Here is a 16,818-nt window from a genome sequence, read left to right as displayed (position 1 = left end):
TGCCATGGATATCTTGGCCGTGTTGGCCGCAGTACTCGGAGTTCCCGCGCTCCTCGCCGGCCTCTGGTACTGGACCTCGCGGCAGTCCAAGCGCGGAGTCAGGCGTGCGGCGGCGGGCGGGATGCTGGGCATCGCCGACGAGATCTTCCGCCCTGAGACTCATCAGGCACATCAAATCCAGAAGATCCAGCACGAGCTCCCGGCCCCAGCGCCGGCCCCGAAGCGTAAGCGCTAGAGGCCCCTCAATGGGGGAGGCCTACCGCCCGTTACATTAATGTGACTTTACTTTCCGGCTCATGTACCGTCGTAGGGCGACCCTTATCTCCGCTGGGCCGCTTCCGGATTGACGCCGAGCTCTGCCGCAATCCGGGATCCGCCAGACCCGCGGCAGAGGCGGGGGACCCAAAAGTTCCCGGACTTGATTCAAGTCCTTGGGGTGAAGCCGCCTTGTGCGGCCGGACGGCCTCGTCCGAACCCGACAGCTAACCTCGAAGGCGTTGAGAGGCAACCACCATGTCCCCAACCATGGATCAGCCGCGCCGCGCCCAGACTGAACGCGAGCGCACCAAGCCAACCGGACGCCGTCGGGCCCAACCCAGCGGATCCCCCATCAGCGCGCCTGCAGACTCCGTCGCGGCGCCCGAAACTACAAGCACGACGCCGGAAGCCGCCACCACGGCCGTCCCCACCGTCGCAACGCCCACCACGCGCGCAGCCGTACGCGCGGCCGAGAGGGAGCAGGCAGCCCAGGCTGTGACCGCTCCTGCAGAGCCCGCTGCGGGGGAATCATCCCGGCCCGGGCCTGTTGAGGCGGCAACTGCAGCCATTCCGGTCGTTCAAGCTGAGACTCCGGCATCCACCACGCCGGGGCCTCCCACCGCGGCCATCCCGATCGTTAATCCCACAAGCCCTCAGCCAGGCTCGTCGGAACCAGCCACGACAGCCATCCCCGTGGTGGCAGCCCCCGATGAATCCGCGACCACATCCGCGGCTCCGGCCCCTGTGTCGCCGCGAGGCAAGTCCCCGGCCCAGGTCGCCGCGGCCGCAACTGCGTCGGCGTCACTCGCCGGCCGCAAGGATAATCGCAAGCAGGCAGCGTCAGCCGCTGCCGCCAAATCCAGCTTTGGTGGCTCCTCCTTTGGCCGGGAACCCCATACGGTTTTGCGGAAAGCTGCGTCGGTCAAGCACATGAGCCAGCGCATGGCCGTGGTGGCAGGTGCACTCGGCCTGGTCCTGACGGCCGGAACCTTGGGGCAGGCTCTCGAGCTGCCCTTCTTCGGCCAGGAAACGCCAGCCCAGGAAGCCAGCGGTAGCGGCACCGATCGAAACTCGGGCTCGGCAACCCCCGCGCCCAGCGCTTCGTACTCCACCGCCTCATCGCCTTCTGCATCAGCGGCGGCGACATCGGAAGCCGGTCAGCCGGCCACGGTTCCGGAGGCACCCGCCGCCGTTTCGCCGTCGTCGATTCCTACCCCGAAGATTTCACTGGCTGATCCGGTGTGGGTCCCGTCCGCTGTGCCTGCGACCATCGCCGCTGCGCCTGGTACCACCAGCCCGGCACCGGCTCAGCCAGCTCCGGCTCCTGGCGACGTGCCCTCGGACACGATCACCACGCCGCCCACGACACCGTCTCCGACACCCACGACGACGCCGACTGTCACTCCGACTCCGACTCCGACTCCCACTCCCACTCCCACTCCCACGGAAACGTCCACGCAGACGTCCAAGCCCCGGCCCACCGGCAAGCCCGTTGCGTCTACGACACCGCAGGCCTCAGGGACGGCTCTTGAAGAGATCCTCGACGCCGCAAAGGAAGCCCTCAAGTGAGCACCCGCCTGCCGCGCACCAGCACGCATGCGGGCTGGCACAGCCGGTACTGCAGCAGCAGCCGGACGGCCACCTTCCGTCGTCGATTGGGGCGCTGGAGCTGCCAGCGGTTGAAACGGTCCTAAAGCGAACCCTGCGAATGAGGCAGGCACCCACGACGGGTGCCTGCCTCATTCGTCCATCCACCCTCAAATCCGAGGCCGCCCCGCCCATCGCCGCGCTTTCAAGGCAGCATGCAACTCAAGCCGGATTGCGCCGCTCAAGGGATCAGCGCCGATGAGCTGGCGGATCCTGCCGAGCCTGTTGTAGATGCTGCTTCTGTGGAGGTGAAGTTTGGCCGCCACATCCTGTACTGAACCGTCGCTGTCATAGAGAAGCTCCAGGACGGGCAACAGTTCGCCGTTCTTGTCATGGTCCTCCAAGGACCGGAAGTGCACAGACCCGGTGTCATCCCAGCCCCCTGGTGCCAGCAGTCGGTCGAAGAGCTGGTAGACGCCCACTGCCCGGCTGTCCACAAGCTCCCCGAGTGGCTGATCGACGGCGGCCGCCTGCGCCGCAACCTTCGACTGCCGGTAGGCGCCGGCGAGCTGCCGGATGACGTGGAACGGCTCGCTGATGCCCAGGATCACCCGATCCACCGTCCTACCGGCCCGCTTGGCGAGCTCCAATTGATAGTGGACCAGCACCTGGGCGTGGTCCGCCCGGCCACCCGACTCGCGGAACAAGACCACAGAATGCGTCTCGGTTCCTGCACTGAACAGCGCGGCGTTGACACCGATTGTGGACTGCAGCGCGGCCGAGCGGTGGGTCAGGGTCGCGGCAATGGGGTCGACGTCGGACCGCACACCGTCCGCGTCCAGGATGGTCACCAGTTGCCACGGACCCCGGCCTTGGATTTCCTTCCACCCAGCCACCGCTGCCACCGCGTTCGATTCCCCGCTGCATGCCGAGAGGAACTCCTGCTCACGCCTGCGCCTGAACTCTGATTCAGCGGTGTTGGAATCAAGGAGCAAACCCGCCAGCAGGTCCAATTCGTCGCGCACGCCGGGCAATTCGGCGAGTATCGCCGTCGCGCTTTGCTCTTCAACGTCGAGCTGGACCCATAAGTAGCCCACACGGAAACCCCGCACAAGGAGGGGGACGCAAACCCGGCCCAACATGCCGAGCTCCTCGTTGGCGGGAACCACGACGGGACGCACCGCCGTGGCGATGCCGTGGGACAGCTGCCAGAGGCTGACATCGCTGGGGACGCGCTTGCTGAGGAGGAAGTTCACGCGGACGCGGTCGGCGTGGGACTGGTTGGAACTGTAGGCAAGGAGGACGCCGTCGAGGTCTTCGAGGGAGAGGCCTCGGCCCAGCTTCAACGCCACGCGTTCTACGATCTGTTCCACGTCCTGCTGCATCCTTCAAAGCGTACCAACAGCAGGCGACACCTGACGCTCCAGTGCTCGACAAATGTCGAGCCCATAAAGAGAAGACCCTTGATTTTCCGGGGTTTCGGCAGAAGCGGGCGCTGGAATCCTTGTCGCCTGCCTCACAGCCGGATTTATTCTTGAATCACAGCCCGCAACACATTTTCGGCCGAAGAGGCCGCTAACGATGGAGCCCACAGATGATCATCGGCGTCCCCAAAGAAATCAAGAACAACGAATTCCGCGTAGCCATCACGGCTGCAGGTGTCCACGAATTCCGCACCCACGGACACACCGTTCTGGTTGAACGCGGCGCAGGCCTCGGCTCGGGCATCACCGACGAGGAATACTCGATCGCCGGCGCTGAAATCGTCAACGAAGCTGATGACGTCTGGGGCCGTGCGGACATGGTCATGAAGGTCAAGGAGCCCATCGCCGCGGAATACCACCGCTTCCGCAAAGGCCTCATCCTCTTCACCTACCTGCACCTGGCCGCAGAGCCCGAGCTCACTGCCGAGCTCATCAACTCCGGCGTCACGGCCATCGCATACGAAACCGTTCAGGAAGGCCGCACCCTTCCCCTGCTCGCCCCGATGTCCGAGGTCGCAGGCCGCCTCTCGGTCGTAGTCGGCGCTTCTTCCCTCATGGCCCCGGCTGGCGGCAAGGGCGTCCTCCTGGGCGGCGTACCGGGCGTCCGCCCGGCCAAGGTCGTTGTCCTCGGTGCCGGCGTTGCGGGAACCAACGCCGCTGCCATGGCTCTGGGCCTCGGTGCTGATGTCACCATCATGGACATCAACATCAATCGGCTGCGCGAACTCGACGCCCTCTACCAGGGCCGGCTGAAGACCGTTGCCTCCAACGCCTACGAGATCGAGAAGTCAGTTATCGACGCAGATCTCGTGATCGGCTCCGTCCTGATCCCGGGTGCCAAGGCTCCCAAGCTGGTCACCAACGAGCTCGTCTCCCGCATGAAGCCGGGCTCGGTCCTGGTGGACATCGCTGTGGACCAGGGCGGCTGCTTCGAGGACACGCACCCCACCACCCACCAGGAACCGACGTACAAGGTCCACAACTCGATCTTCTACTGCGTTGCCAACATGCCTGGCGCCGTTCCGAACACCTCCACGTACGCACTGACCAACGTCACCCTGCGCTACGCCGTGGCACTGGCCAACCTGGGCGTCAAGGCCGCATTCGACCGCGACCCCGCGCTGGCCGCCGGCCTCAACATCGCCGCAGGCCACGTGGCACACCACTCCGTTTCCGAGGCGCACAACCTGCCCCTCGTCAACGACTGGCACGGCCTGGTTTCCGCCTAGCTTTTAGCTTCGCGGCGGCGATTGGACGTCGTTGGCCCGCTGTTCCGTTGCTGCCCAGCAACGGAACAGCGGGCTTTCCACGTGTTAGCGTCCGATCCCCCGCCGCCTGCCCAGCGCAAGCTTGAGCCGCTGCTCAACTTCCCACGGACGGCTGAGGTGATCCCACTCAACGCGGACAATCTGCCACCCCATTGCTTCGAGCGCCTTCTCCCTGCGACGTTCCTCGAAAATGACCTCGTCCGTGGGCGCGAACTCAAAATATTTGGCGCGGCCGTCGAACTCAAGGATGACCTTCTGTTCCGACCAGCCGAAATCTCCCCTGAACCTGCCAATGGGCGTCGCCACTGGTGACATGCACGTGTGGCCCGCCCTCCCAATCTGAGAATCCGTGGAGTCGGGCCGCACTCACATGGCTGTAGACGGCCTGGCTGGCGGGGTTGCTGCAGTGGTGCGCCTGGATGCGGAGCAGCTCCTGGTCCCAGGGTTTTCGGCGGCGCCAATCAGCTGCCCGGACGTAAGCGCCCCGCCTCAATCTCAGGAGCTTCCCGGAGCGTACGCCCGCCGTCAGGACCCGGTCGCCAAGCCCACTCCGCAGAAGCTCCGGAGTGGAGGCAACGGACGTCTCCGGCCAATGTGCGGTGATGAGGGCATCGAGTTTTCTTGGGTTCATGGACCCATGCTTGGCCGAACCCAGGCCCGAGGCCATCGAGCTTTGGCCTTATGTGGACAACAACGTTGATAAACCGCTTCTCCATGGCGGGGCGGCAACGATTTAGCGGTTTGGCAACGTGCTTGTGACCTACGGCTTGCCAGGAACGTCGGGAACGACGTGCGTGGGAACAGGAACGGGAATCTCCGACGGGCGGATCTTTGAGGGATCGATCGTCGGCGTATCGATGGCTGGTGGCGTCACAGGTACCACTGGGGGCGTGGGAATGACTCTCTTGCCGGGTTCATCGTGCTGCGGACCCTTGGGTGCTTGCGATGGTGCCGCCCCGCCCGGCTGCGGAACGCGATCAAGGGCGCCCGGCGTCGAAGGTGCTGGACCGGGCTGGTTCCGGACCGGGGGTGCAGGCGTTTCATCGGCAGGTGGTGCGGGTGCCGGACCAACAGGACCGCCCTGCTGCGGAGCATTTCCGGAGCCGGGCGCCAACTGCGAGACAACGGATCCGATGGCTGCGCCCAAATGCTGGAAGGCACCCGGAATCCCGCCATCGGACGCGGCCGCCGCAGTGGCACCTCCGGCCAAGGACACCACCACGGCCAGGCCAGCGATGGCGGTGCGACGCTTCTTCCGTCGCCGCGCTGCGATTTCCTCGACGGCTGCCAGTTCGTCGACAACTGCCGGCCCACCCACAGGGGCTTGGGCATGGGCCAGGTCAGCCGTGGCGAGTACCGCCGTCGATGCGCCGGACGGCGCGACCAGGGCCTCCGCCGTCGTGGTCTGTTGGGTGACTGCAGCGGGGCCGCCGACCATCAGGGCGCGGACTGCGTCGGACGGCAACGGGGCAGTGCTGGCCAGTGAGCGGAGCTCCAGGAGTTCGGTGCGGAGATCGGCGTCGCCATCGAGGCGTGATTCGGCCAGCAGGCGGTCGATTGCCAGCTCGTTGTGGCGTCCGCGTGACGGAAGGTGTTCGCTCATGATGTGCCATTCGTTCGTAGTGCACGCTTCTTCAGTGCGCTCAATGCCCTGCGCTGCAACTGCTTCACGGCGCCTTGGGACTTGCCCATGATGCCCGCTGTTTCTTCCACGGAAAGGTCGGCAACAACGCGTAAAGCCAGGACCTCCCGGTAGTCGTCCGTGAGGTCATCCAACAATTCGGTGACACCCACACCGGAGGCCCGTCCGAAAGCCTCGTCTTCCGCCGACGACGCTCGCCGTGAGTCCAGTTCCGACTCGTAGGGCGTGGAATCGGGTGTCCGTTCGCGTTTGCGGTAGTGGTCCACCATCCGGGCATGGGCGATGGAGAACAACAACGTTTTGGCACCCTGAAGTCCGCCATGGAGGGCTTCGAGCCTTGGATACAGGGCAAGGAACACGTCCTGAGTGACGGCTTCGGGGTCGTCCACGCCGCGTGCCCGGAGGTAGCCAAAGACAGGTCCGGCGAAGCTGTTGTAGGCAGCAGTGAACAGCAGCGCGGGGTCGTCACGGTCCGCCTGCACATATTCATCCGCCATGGGGTCAAGCACCCGTGGACGCCTCCATTCCACGTTACGAAAGCGGGGCTCCTTGTCCTAAGCCAAGGAGCCCCGCCCTTAAACCGTAGCTGCTGCGCGCTTAGCGGACAGAATCGAGGGGTGCTCCCGGAGCGGCAGGAACGTCCGCGGGAACGTGCGACGGCAACGAAGGAACGGAAGGCGTCGCCGGGACAGCGGGCGTCGCGGGCACAGCGGGTACGGCGGGCGTCGCGGGCACCGCAGGAACGGCCGGCTTTGCCGGAAGTTCAGGCGTTACTGCGGCATCGACGTCGGTTTCCGCCTTGGCCGAAGAGTCCGTCTTCGCACCGGCAGCCTTACCGGCATCAACCACTGCCTCGCAGTGCGCTTCCACCTTTGCTTCGCCACCGGCGGCGATGGTCAGGGATTCGAAGCCGGGGGCCTTGGAGTCGGACTTCAGGCCACCGTTCAGGAAGGCGGTGCAAAGGCCGAAAGCCTCCGGGGAAGTGGCATCTTTGGCTGCGGCCCCGGTGTCGGACACAGCCTCGGCAGCCTTCGCCTGGCCGGCGTCGGCGGCGTGGGCAGCCTTTGCCTGCGCAGTCTCGACGGCGTCAGTCGCCTTGGTGTTGGCGGTCTTGGCGGCTTCGGCTGCTTCAGCGGCCTTCCCGTCGAGCGGAGCCGGTGCACCAACGAGGTTGTGTGCAGTCTGCTGGAACTCGGTGGGAAGTGCGCCATTGAAGGCAGCGACGCTGGTTCCGCCGGCTGCTACGGCTCCGGCAGCCAGGACGCCGGCGGCGACTTTGCTGGTGGCAAGGACAGTGAAAAAGGACATGAAACCCTCCGACAAACGATTTGGGGATTGCCCCGGCAGCGGTTGGGTCGCTGCCGGATGATCAGCGTGCGGACGTGGCCCGCACTCCCCTTACATCGTTCGCGGCACCGGTGAGGTTACGCTTTGTCCGAAATTACTTCCGCGGAGTGCTGTCAGGCCCTTTGTGCACAGCGGCTAGATGTCCCCATGGCCGGGTTCGCTGCCGCCAACTATGCTCAGGGAATGCCTGGCGCCGTTGGCCCACTGGCTATTTGCACGTCACTACGTTCAGGGGATACGTAATGGGACAGGGTTCGTAATGGGACAGGGATTGGTGGGCGCGGACGTCGGAGACCTCCGGCGGTTGTCGGCCGTGATGGACGCTGAGGCTGAAAAGATCGCCGATCTCAGGCGCCAGCTCAACGGATTGATCCAGAATGGCAGCTACTGGCGTGGAAACGATGCAGACCAGTTTCGCAGCGCTTGGCACAGCGACCTCCAAGGCAGGTTGGGAGCGGCAGCTGCATGCTTGAAGACCAACGCCCGCGCCTTGAAGCTCAATGCCGAGCAGCAGGAGCAAGCGTCTCTGTGCGGATCGGGTGGACCTGGAGGTTCCAAGGGCGGACCGGGCCCGGGAGTCGGCAAAAGCCCAGAGGGAATGCCCGGATTCACTTTTGGTCCAACCACCTACGGTCCGGTGACGGTTGAGGGCGACGGGTCCTTGGTGGCTGAGGTCAATGGCGAGGCGCGCGGATCAGTCGGTCCTGATGGAGCGGCTTTTGAGGCCTCCGTTGACGGCAAGATCGGGGCCGAGATGACCTGGACTGCCACGTCCGGATTCGGCCCCGTCACGACCACCACTACCAACGAAACGTTCTCTGGAGCCCGCGGGGACGGGAAGATCGATGCCCGGGTTCCCTTCGGGTTGGGACTCCCGAGCCTCCAGGCCAACGGGGAGGTTTTCGTAGGCGTGGAGAACACCACCACAACCAAGAGCGAATTCTTTGACGGGTGGGCAACCAACACATCGACCGTCCGGGGCATGACCGGGGCGGAAGCAGGGATCCACGCGAGCGCGGAAACCCCCTTCCTGTTCGGTGCAGGCGGCGAAGCGTTTGCGGGCCAAAAGGTCACCTTCGGCAACGAAACGGAGTTCGCGGGAGGCTTGTTCAGCATTGGACAAGGAGCGGAGTTGCGCGGAGGAGCTTGGGCCAGCGCCGGCGAAGGCGAGGTCAGCGTCAAAAACGATGACGTCACCGGCAAAGTAGCCGGTGCCGGAGCTGGTGCGGAACTGACCGCCTCCCAGTACATTGAAGTGCTGGGCCAAAAGCTGTCTACGTCAGAAACTGTCGCCGCTGGCGCGGGCGAAGGCTACTTCTTCAACGCGTCAATGGACGAGGACGGCTTCACCTTGGGTGTGGGCGCGAAAATTACGGCGGAACTTGGACTCGGCGCCGGAGCCCAAATCACGATCAGTCCCTCCGGATTCGTGGATTCCGTGACCGGGTTCGTCGATTTCCTCAACAAATAGCCTCCTGACCAGACACTGCTCCGAAAGGACTCCCATGACATCACACCAGGTCTTCCCGTCCGACGCTTTCCCCGCCTACCCGTCCATCAAGCTCACACCGCCGGCCGGTTGGACGCAGCAAGTGGTTCCCGACGCGGTGGGGGCACTCATGGCCCCCGCCACTGCAGGAAACTACACGGCGAATGTGGTCATCTCCGTGTCGCGCCGCTTGCCGGAGTACGGCCTCCAGGACATCGCGGCCTCCGTGGACCAATTCCTGGATGCCCTGCCCGATGCTGTGCTGCTTGCCACCGAACCCGTGGTCATCAACGGCCGTGATTGGCACGTTCGCGAGGCGCGATACACACACCCGCAGGCCGGGTCCTTGGCGCAGTTCACAGCCGTCACGGTGGTCCATCACCAAACCGCCGCGGACATCGTCCAGTTGACCGGCAGTTGCCAGCCGGTTGAGGGGAACGACGACCTCAAGGCCATCTACTCGGTCGTTGCGAGCGCGGACGTTACGCCAGCGCCCTAGCCTGCTCAATCAGCTTCAGCACCGCAACCGAGTCAACCGGATCAACAGGTAACGGAAGAGCAGAGGCCGTGCCGCCGTCGTCGAGCTTGTCCGCCAGGATCCTGTAGAACTCGGGGTACGCCCCGCGCTCGGTGGGGACAGCGGTGCGCCGCCCGTTGACTTCCAGCGTGGCATGGTTTTCGGCAGGCTCGACGCCGTACCCGGGGTCCGTAGGCAGCCCACCGCCCAGCACATACGGCTCCTGCGGGTCGGCACCGAACTTTACGAATCCGCCCTCGGTGCCGAGGATGCGGAAGCGCGGTCCGTGGAGGTGGCTGTTGAGGTTGATGGTGACATGGGTGACCACACCCGATTGGTGTTGCAGGACAAGGAAGACGTCGTCGTCCGCACTTTCCTGGGGGCGGCGTGCTTGGATTTCTGCGTAGGTGACCTCGGCGGGGCCGAAGAAACGGAGAGTGAGGTCGAGGACGTGGGTGCCGAGGTCGAAGAGGACACCCCCGCCATCCTGGGCCGTGGCGCTGGCCTTCCATGCTTTGGCGATCTCCGGCGCCCATCGCTCCATGCCCACCTCAAACCGGGTCACGGTACCCAACGTCCCGGCGTCGAGCAGTTTCTGCACAGTGAGAGCGTCTGCGTCCCAGCGCCGGTTCTGGTACACCGTGAGGACGCGGCCCAGGCTCGCTGCAAGCTGGATTAGTTCCTCACCTTGGGCGCTGTGCACCACGAACGGCTTGTCAACGACGACGTCGAGCCCGGCTTCCAGCGCCGCTTTCGCCAGCGGGTAATGGGTTGCGGGCGGTGTGCCCAGGACAACGAGGTCCAGTTCGCCAGCGAGGGCCAGGACGTCCTCCGGCGTGTTGACGATCGTCGCCTGTGGGTAGCGGTCCTTGGCTTTGGATTGGCGCGATGCATCCGAAGTTGCGATGACGGCGAGCTCATAGGCGGGATTGCTGGCGATGAAGGGCGCGTGGAATACGCTGCCCGATAGCCCGAAACCTGCTACTGCGGTACGGATCGGCGTGGAAGTCATGACCCTAGGCTACCGATCCTCACTCACGTAACGGCCCTTTCACGCCAACCCTCTATCACCGGGTGATAGAGGGTTGGCGTGAAAGGCGCAAAAGGTGAGAGAGCGTGGGGACGGCGAAGGCCGGGAGCCTCTCCGAACCGGTCAACAGGTTCAGGGAAGCTCCCGGCCTTCAGGAACTTACAGCGGGGAGGCTACTTCTTGGCGCCCTTTTCCCAGCCGATGGTGGTCCAGTCAGGAACGTTGGAGAGGCTCTTGAACAGGGACGGGCCGTAGTTGGCCAGGCCTGTGCGCACAAACTGGATCTCCGGGCCGTTCAGCACGGTACCCATGGAGAAGTACTTCTCCATGTGCTTCTTCTCGACGTCCATGGCGGCCTTGTTGCGCTCTTTGTCATCAGCAATGGTTGCCAAGCGCGTGATTTCGGCGTCGAGCTCAGCATCACCCAAGCCGTTTTCGTTAGTGGCGGAGTCGTAGAACTGCTTCACGGCATCAGTGGCATCCGCGCCCACGGTGTAACCGGAGATGGTCACGTCGAACTCGCGTCCGCCGATGACCTTGCCGAAGTCAGCATCACCGCGCTGGTCAATGGACACATCCATACCAGCGGCCTGGAGCTGCTTCTGCAGGGTCTGCGAGGTTGCAGCCGTGGTGGGGTCGTCACCGAAGTTAGTGATCTTGAAGGAGACGGGGACGCCATCCTTCGCCATGATGCCCTTATCGTTGGCCGTGTAGCCAGCGTCGGTCAGGACCTTCTTGGCAGCCTCAGTGCCGGTGTCCTTCACAGGGTAGTTGTCCTGGTAGTACTCGGAGAACGGCATCAGCATCATGGAGCCGGAGCTTTCCTCGGACCAGTTCAGGCCGTTGAAGCGGACATCGCGGATCGCTTTGCGGTCGACGGCGGTGAAGATCGCCTGGCGTACTGCGACGTCGGTCAGAGCCGGGCGCTTAGCATTGATGTTGAGACCACCGGCGAACAGGCGCTGACCGCGGCGGACCTCGGAGTTGGTGGTTCCTTCGAGTTGCTTGTAGCGGCCCAGGGTACGGCCGTTGGCTGCGTCGATTTCACCGTTCTTGAACGCAGCGATGGTTGCGCTCGGCTCCATCTGGCGCCAGATGACCTTTTCGAGGACCGGCTTCTGGCCCCACCATTTGTCGTTGGGCACCATGGTGACCGTCTTGGCGGTGGTGTCGTAGTTCTCCACCTTGAAAGGTCCCGCCATCCATTCGGGGTGCATGTTGCCTGCAAACCCCGTGTTGAAGATCTCGGGGGTATTGATGGCCGGGTGGATCAAGCCGAAGAAGAGGCCTTCCAACGGAAAGACCGGCTGGGTAGTGGTGACAATGACTTCTTTGTCGTTGGCACCTGCCTTGACTGAATCGACGAAAGCGTAAGCACCAGCGGTCACGATGTCGATTGACTTGTTTTCACCCTTGAGCATTTTCCAGGTGTTTTCGAACGTCTTGACGTCGATGGGCGTACCATCGTTCCACGTCGCTTTGTCGTTGACCTTGATGGTGATGGTCTGCTTGCCGTCCTTGACTTCGCTCTTGACGTCTTCGCAGAAGTCCTTGTTCGGCTCTGCCTTGCCATCGAAGTCCAGCTTCCAGCAGCCGCCAATGCCACCGCTGTTGATGGAGGCAGTGTTGACGGGAGTCATCAGGGCCGAATTGTCAGCGCTGTTGCCCACATTTGAGAAGCCATTGAAGTCCGGACCAATGCTGCCGACAGCAAGGGTGACCGTGCCACCCGGTTCCAGGTCTTTTGCTTCCTTGGCGTTGACGCTGATCAGCTTGCTGATGTCACCGCCTGCTTCTTCGGCCTTCTGCGAGGCCGGACCCGACGGCGTTCCCCCGCCGCAAGCGGTCAGCATGAGCGTCGCTGCGAGCGCTACGCCGCCGATCGTCGTGTATTTCTTCATGGTTTGCCCTTCATGTTTACGACTGGAATTTCATTTGCGAGTTGAGACCAGGGATTCATTTCAAGTGCGTCATATGTCGTCAGGCATGCACCACCAGCATGTCGGCATCTATCTCTCCGTCCGGGAAGAAGCATGCGAAGTCCTGCGCGCCTTCCTTCTCAGAAGCCAGTGGCGGCTCCAGAGTAAGGCACTTCTCCTGCTTCGCGGCAGGTAGCGCGGCGAACACAGGACAACGCGTGGCGAAATTGCATCCCTTGGGCGCATCCAACGGGCTGGGAAGGTCACCCTGCAGGATGATGCGTTCGCGGGTGCGCTCCAGGTTGGGGTCCGGCACCGGGATGGCGGACAGCAGGGCCCTGGTGTAGGGGTGGCGTGGGTTGTCGAAGACGTCGTCCACGTCGCCGGTTTCCACGATCTTGCCCAGGTACATCACGGCCACACGGTCTGAAATGTGGCGGACCACCGAAAGGTCGTGGGCCACCATCAGGTAACTCAGCCCCAGTTCGGCCCGGAGCTTGTCCAGCAGGTTGATGACCCCTGCTTGGACGGAGACGTCCAAGGCAGAGACCGGTTCGTCCAGGACCACGAGCTTGGGATTGACCGCGAGCGCCCGGGCAATGCCGATACGCTGACGCTGGCCGCCGGAGAATTGGTTGGGGAAGCGGTTCACGTGGTCCGGCTGCAGGCCTACCAGCTTCATGAGTTCCATGATGCGTTTCTTGATGGCGGCCTTGGGCATCCCCAAGTTCTCAAGGGGTTCCGCCAGGACTTCGTACACGGTGAAACGCGGATCCAAGGCGCCTGTGGGGTCCTGGAACACCATCTGCATTTCCTTGCGCATGGCCATCTTGGTCTTGTGATCCGTGGCCACCTTGTTGCTGACACCGCCGATGATCACTTCGCCCACCTGGTCCGGGTGGAATTCCATAATCTCCAGGAGCGTGGTGGTCTTACCGCAGCCGGACTCACCCACGATCGAGACACACTCACCCTCGCGGATATCGAAGCTCAGGCCGTCCACGGCCTTGACCGTGCCGATCCGCCGCTTGATCAGCGCACCCTTGAGCAAGGGGAAGTGCTTTTTCACGTCCTTGAGTTCCAGGACCTTGTCGCGCTCGACGCGGGCAACGCCGTCGAACTTTGAGATGGGCTTGGGCGGCGCGTGGAAGATCCTGTGGGCGTCAGCGTCGTTGGACAGCTCCTGCGACTTGATGCACGCTGCCTTATGCCCCAGCGTCTGGCCCTCAACACCGGGCACGGGTAACAGCTCCGGCTCGCCATGCAGGCAGGCGTCGCTGACCAGGGGGCAACGGGCCGCGAACGAGCAGCCCGTCACCGGCAGGGCGAGGTTGGGCGGAGTCCCTTCGATAGGTACCAGCGACTGCTTGGTGGCCGTGTCTACTCGCGGAACCGCGCCGAGGAGGCCCAGTGTGTACGGCATCCGCGGGTTGTAGTAGATGTCCTCCACCGTGCCGGTTTCCACGGGCTTGCCCGCGTACATGACCATGATGTCGTCGGCCATGCCGGCAACGACGCCGAGGTCGTGCGTGATCATGACGACGGCGGCGCCGGTCTCCTCCTGCGCGGTGTGCAGGACTTCCAGCACCTGCGCCTGGATGGTGACGTCGAGCGCCGTCGTGGGTTCATCGGCGATGAGTACCCGCGGATCGTTGGCGATGGCGATGGCGATCATGACGCGCTGGCGCATGCCGCCGGAAAATTCGTGCGGGAAAGCCTTCAGCCTGTCCTTGGGGCTCGGGATACCCACCATGCGCAAGAGGTCGACGGCGCGGGCTTCTTTGGCCTGCTTGCTCATGGTCTGATTGTGGACGGTCAGTGCCTCGATGATCTGGGTGCCCACCGTGTAGACGGGGGTGAGCGAGGACAGTGGGTCCTGGAACACCATGGCGATGTCGTTGCCGCGGTGCTTGCACATGGCTTTGTCGCTGAGGCCCAGGAGTTCCTTGCCTTTGAAGCGCACCGAGCCGGTGATGTCCGCAGTTTCCGGGAGGAGCCCCATGATGGCCATGGACGTCACGGACTTACCGGAGCCGGATTCCCCCACGATGCCCAGGGTCTTGCCTGGCATGAGGTCGAAGTCCACTCCACGGACGGCGTGGACCACGCCGTTTTCGGAGTTGAAGCGCACGTTCAGGTCGCGGACGCTGAGGACAGCGTCGCCGGGTGCGTAGAGTCCGGCGTCGCGGAGGCGCTCGGCGGGTGTGGTGTTGGTGCTCATTTGTTGGTCTTCTTTGCGGTCTTGGTCTTCGCCCGGCCAATGGAGCTGGAGCTGGGGTCGAAGGCGTCACGGAGGCCGTCGTTCATCATGGCCAGCGAGCCGGTCAGCAGGAACATGACAGTCAGCGGTACCCAGAACATCCACGGGAAGGAGGACACCTGGCCCGTGGCCTGCCCAATGAGGACGCCGAGGCTGACGTCCGGGAGCTTAATGCCGATGCCGATGAAGGAGAAGGCGACTTCGGCAAGGATTGCCCCGGTGATGCCACGGGTGAAGTCGAGGACCAGCAACGAGCCGATGTTGGGAACCAGGTGACGCCAGACGATACGCCGGGACGGGACGCCCATGTACTTGGCGGCCTTGACGTAGTCGCGCTGCATCAGGGACATGGACAGCGAGCGCACCAGGCGGGCGGTGCCCATCCAGCTGAAGAACAGCAGGACGATCACCAGCAGGAGCCAGCTGGGAAGGTCCTTCAGGCCACCGCTTCCGCTGGTTGCCACGGCCACCACCAGGATGGCGGGCATCATGATGAGTGCTTCGAGGATGAACAGCATGGTGGCGTCCACCTTGCCCCCGAAGAACGCCATGGTGCAGCCATACACGGCGGAGATCAGCACGGACAAGCCGCCCACGATCAGGCCGATGAGAATGGAGGTCCGAGTGCCGTCCACTATGAGTGCCATGAGGTCGATGCCAGCCTGCGTGGTACCGAGCAAGTGGTCCGGTGACGGCGGCATGCCGATGTTCAGAGGATCAAGAGTGTCCTTGTCCCACGGCGTGAGGAAGCCGCCAAAGATGGAGAAGAGGAACAACGCCACGAAAACGAACAGCCCGGCGACGGCGGTCCGGTTCCGCATGAACCGACGGAAGATGATGCGGGACTTCCCAATGACGACGTCCTGGTCAGCTACCCGGGCCTCGTCGATTTCCGCGATGGGATCGATGATGTTGGTCATTACTGGACCCTCACTCGCGGATCGACCAGCGTGGTGGCGAAGTCGGCAAGGATCGCGCCGATCGCGAAGATCACCGAGCCGTAGGCCAGCGTGGCCGTGGCCACGTTGACGTCCTGCAGGCCAATCGACTGGATACTCCACAGGCCGATGCCCGGCCAGGCGAAGATGGCCTCGGCGAAGAAGCCGCCCGTGAAGATTGCCGGGATGGTGAACGCGATGCTTTGCGCCACTGGGATGAAGGAGACGCGCAGCGCGTGCTTCCTGATCGCCTGGTTCCGGGTCAGCCCCTTGGCCCGGGCAGTGCGGACAAAATCGGCGTTGACGTTGTCAAGCAAGTACTGCCGCTGGGCGATCTGGTAGCCCGCCCAACCGAAGATGGTCATCGCGAAGGTGGGCACGGCGTAGTGGGCCACGAGGTCAACGAACGCGGGCCAGCCTGGCTCAATTCCCGGCGTCGAAATTCCTGTGACGAAGAAGATGCGCTCGCCTACGGCCTCATTGACGCTGATGGCACCCAGCTGCACCAGGAAGTAGGCGATGGGAGCCGGGAGGATGTGGACCAGGTAGCTGTAGGACGTGATGACACGGTCTTGGAACTTGTACTGGCGTGCGGCGGAGTAGACCCCGAGGGCGACGCCGATGACCAGCGTCAGGATGATCGAAGCAATGAACAGCCGGGTGGAAACCAGCACGCGGTCGGCGAATTCGGCGTTGACGAACGCGCCGTTCGGGCTGCGGCCCCAGTCCCAGCGGGTGATGATGCCACCGAGCCACTGGACGTAGCGTTCCCAAGGGTTCAAGTCCGGGTCCAAGCCCAGTCCACGGAAAGACGCAGCTACCTGTTCAGGGGTTGGCCGCGGAATTTTCTCTTGCTCGAGAACTGCGGGCTTGAGCGATGAGACCGCCAGGAAGTAGCCAGCGCTTGTGGTCAGGAAGATCATGATCAGGTAGATGCCCGACCGCTTCATCAGATATTTCAGCATGTCGGGTGGCTGCCCCGAATCGTGGCAAAACTCAATGCTCGTCCTTCCGCGGTTCCCGGCTGTGGCCGGCGTCAGCTACGAATTGGCGCAGCGGGTTGTTGGGTCCCCCGCACC

General features: G+C 63.7%; 15 protein-coding genes and 1 riboswitch. Of the genes, 5 read left to right on the top strand and 10 right to left on the bottom strand.

Annotation, left to right across the window (positions count from 1 at the left end; genetic code table 11):
- Positions 1 to 4 precede the first annotated feature (4 nt).
- Together ACSSVG_RS12005 and ACSSVG_RS12000 are read left to right on the top strand one after the other, a co-directional pair.
- Positions 5 to 235 (top strand): hypothetical protein, encoded by a 231-nt coding sequence (locus tag ACSSVG_RS12005; protein ID WP_253464931.1) that lies wholly within the window; start codon positions 5 to 7, stop codon positions 233 to 235.
- A gap of 129 nt (positions 236 to 364) precedes the next feature.
- Positions 365 to 511: riboswitch (cyclic di-AMP (ydaO/yuaA leader) on the top strand.
- Positions 512 to 513: 2 nt separating this feature from the next.
- Positions 514 to 1,827: a hypothetical protein gene (locus tag ACSSVG_RS12000; RefSeq protein WP_492415020.1), complete on the top strand. Its 1,314-nt coding sequence runs from the start codon at positions 514 to 516 to the stop codon at positions 1,825 to 1,827.
- A gap of 188 nt (positions 1,828 to 2,015) precedes the next feature.
- Here ACSSVG_RS12000 and ACSSVG_RS11995 read toward each other — a convergent pair whose 3' ends face one another.
- Positions 2,016 to 3,230, bottom strand: a complete 1,215-nt coding sequence (locus ACSSVG_RS11995) for a PucR family transcriptional regulator (RefSeq protein WP_492415019.1) — start codon at positions 3,228 to 3,230, stop codon at positions 2,016 to 2,018.
- A gap of 209 nt (positions 3,231 to 3,439) precedes the next feature.
- On the opposite strand from ACSSVG_RS11995, the gene ald reads away from it, so the two are divergent.
- Positions 3,440 to 4,558, top strand: coding sequence for an alanine dehydrogenase (gene ald / locus ACSSVG_RS11990; RefSeq protein WP_231342354.1), 1,119 nt, complete (start codon positions 3,440 to 3,442; stop codon positions 4,556 to 4,558).
- An 84-nt stretch (positions 4,559 to 4,642) separates the two neighbouring features.
- Here ald and ACSSVG_RS11985 read toward each other — a convergent pair whose 3' ends face one another.
- The 4 genes from ACSSVG_RS11985 to ACSSVG_RS11970 all read right to left on the bottom strand — a co-directional run bounded on the left by ACSSVG_RS11985 (position 4,643) and on the right by ACSSVG_RS11970 (position 7,547).
- On the bottom strand, positions 4,643 to 4,903 hold the full coding sequence (locus tag ACSSVG_RS11985; protein ID WP_492415018.1) for a DUF559 domain-containing protein: 261 nt from the start codon (positions 4,901 to 4,903) through the stop codon (positions 4,643 to 4,645).
- Positions 4,904 to 5,357: 454 nt separating this feature from the next.
- On the bottom strand, positions 5,358 to 6,200 hold the full coding sequence (locus ACSSVG_RS11980) for a hypothetical protein (RefSeq protein WP_492415017.1): 843 nt from the start codon (positions 6,198 to 6,200) through the stop codon (positions 5,358 to 5,360).
- Positions 6,197 to 6,748 carry an RNA polymerase sigma factor gene (locus tag ACSSVG_RS11975; RefSeq protein ID WP_492415016.1) on the bottom strand — a complete coding sequence of 184 codons (552 nt, stop codon included), beginning with the start codon at positions 6,746 to 6,748 and terminating at the stop codon, positions 6,197 to 6,199. Before ACSSVG_RS11975 ends, ACSSVG_RS11980 begins: the two co-directional genes overlap by 4 nt.
- Positions 6,749 to 6,836: 88 nt before the next feature.
- Entirely contained in the window at positions 6,837 to 7,547 is a 711-nt protein-coding gene (locus ACSSVG_RS11970) for a hypothetical protein (RefSeq protein ID WP_492415015.1), read from the bottom strand.
- Positions 7,548 to 7,845: 298 nt separating this feature from the next.
- Between ACSSVG_RS11970 and ACSSVG_RS11965 the strand changes: the two genes are divergently transcribed.
- Both ACSSVG_RS11965 and ACSSVG_RS11960 read left to right on the top strand, forming a co-directional pair.
- On the top strand, positions 7,846 to 9,057 hold the full coding sequence (locus ACSSVG_RS11965) for a WXG100 family type VII secretion target (protein WP_492415013.1): 1,212 nt from the start codon (positions 7,846 to 7,848) through the stop codon (positions 9,055 to 9,057).
- A 34-nt stretch (positions 9,058 to 9,091) separates the two neighbouring features.
- Entirely contained in the window at positions 9,092 to 9,574 is a 483-nt protein-coding gene (locus ACSSVG_RS11960; protein WP_231342337.1) for a hypothetical protein, read from the top strand.
- On the opposite strand, the gene ACSSVG_RS11955 is transcribed toward ACSSVG_RS11960, so the two are convergent.
- From ACSSVG_RS11955 to ACSSVG_RS11935, 5 genes are all read right to left on the bottom strand, one after another.
- On the bottom strand, positions 9,558 to 10,604 hold the full coding sequence (locus ACSSVG_RS11955; RefSeq protein WP_492415012.1) for a Gfo/Idh/MocA family protein: 1,047 nt from the start codon (positions 10,602 to 10,604) through the stop codon (positions 9,558 to 9,560). The two genes, ACSSVG_RS11960 and ACSSVG_RS11955, sit on opposite strands and share 17 nt — an antisense overlap.
- Before the next feature lie 191 nt (positions 10,605 to 10,795).
- Complete coding sequence (locus ACSSVG_RS11950; RefSeq protein ID WP_492415011.1) at positions 10,796 to 12,523, bottom strand: ABC transporter family substrate-binding protein; 1,728 nt, start codon at positions 12,521 to 12,523, stop codon at positions 10,796 to 10,798.
- Between the two features lie 79 nt (positions 12,524 to 12,602).
- Entirely contained in the window at positions 12,603 to 14,762 is a 2,160-nt protein-coding gene (locus ACSSVG_RS11945; RefSeq protein WP_231341931.1) for an ABC transporter ATP-binding protein, read from the bottom strand.
- Positions 14,759 to 15,721, bottom strand: coding sequence for an ABC transporter permease (locus ACSSVG_RS11940; RefSeq protein WP_231341930.1), 963 nt, complete (start codon positions 15,719 to 15,721; stop codon positions 14,759 to 14,761). Before ACSSVG_RS11940 ends, ACSSVG_RS11945 begins: the two co-directional genes overlap by 4 nt.
- Entirely contained in the window at positions 15,721 to 16,704 is a 984-nt protein-coding gene (locus ACSSVG_RS11935) for an ABC transporter permease (RefSeq protein ID WP_492415010.1), read from the bottom strand. The genes ACSSVG_RS11940 and ACSSVG_RS11935 overlap by 1 nt, the downstream gene beginning before the upstream one ends.
- Positions 16,705 to 16,818: the final 114 nt, after the last annotated feature.

Source organism: Paenarthrobacter sp. E2MeOHC11, from assembly GCF_058744955.1.
This window is presented reverse-complemented; position numbering and strand designations above follow the sequence as displayed.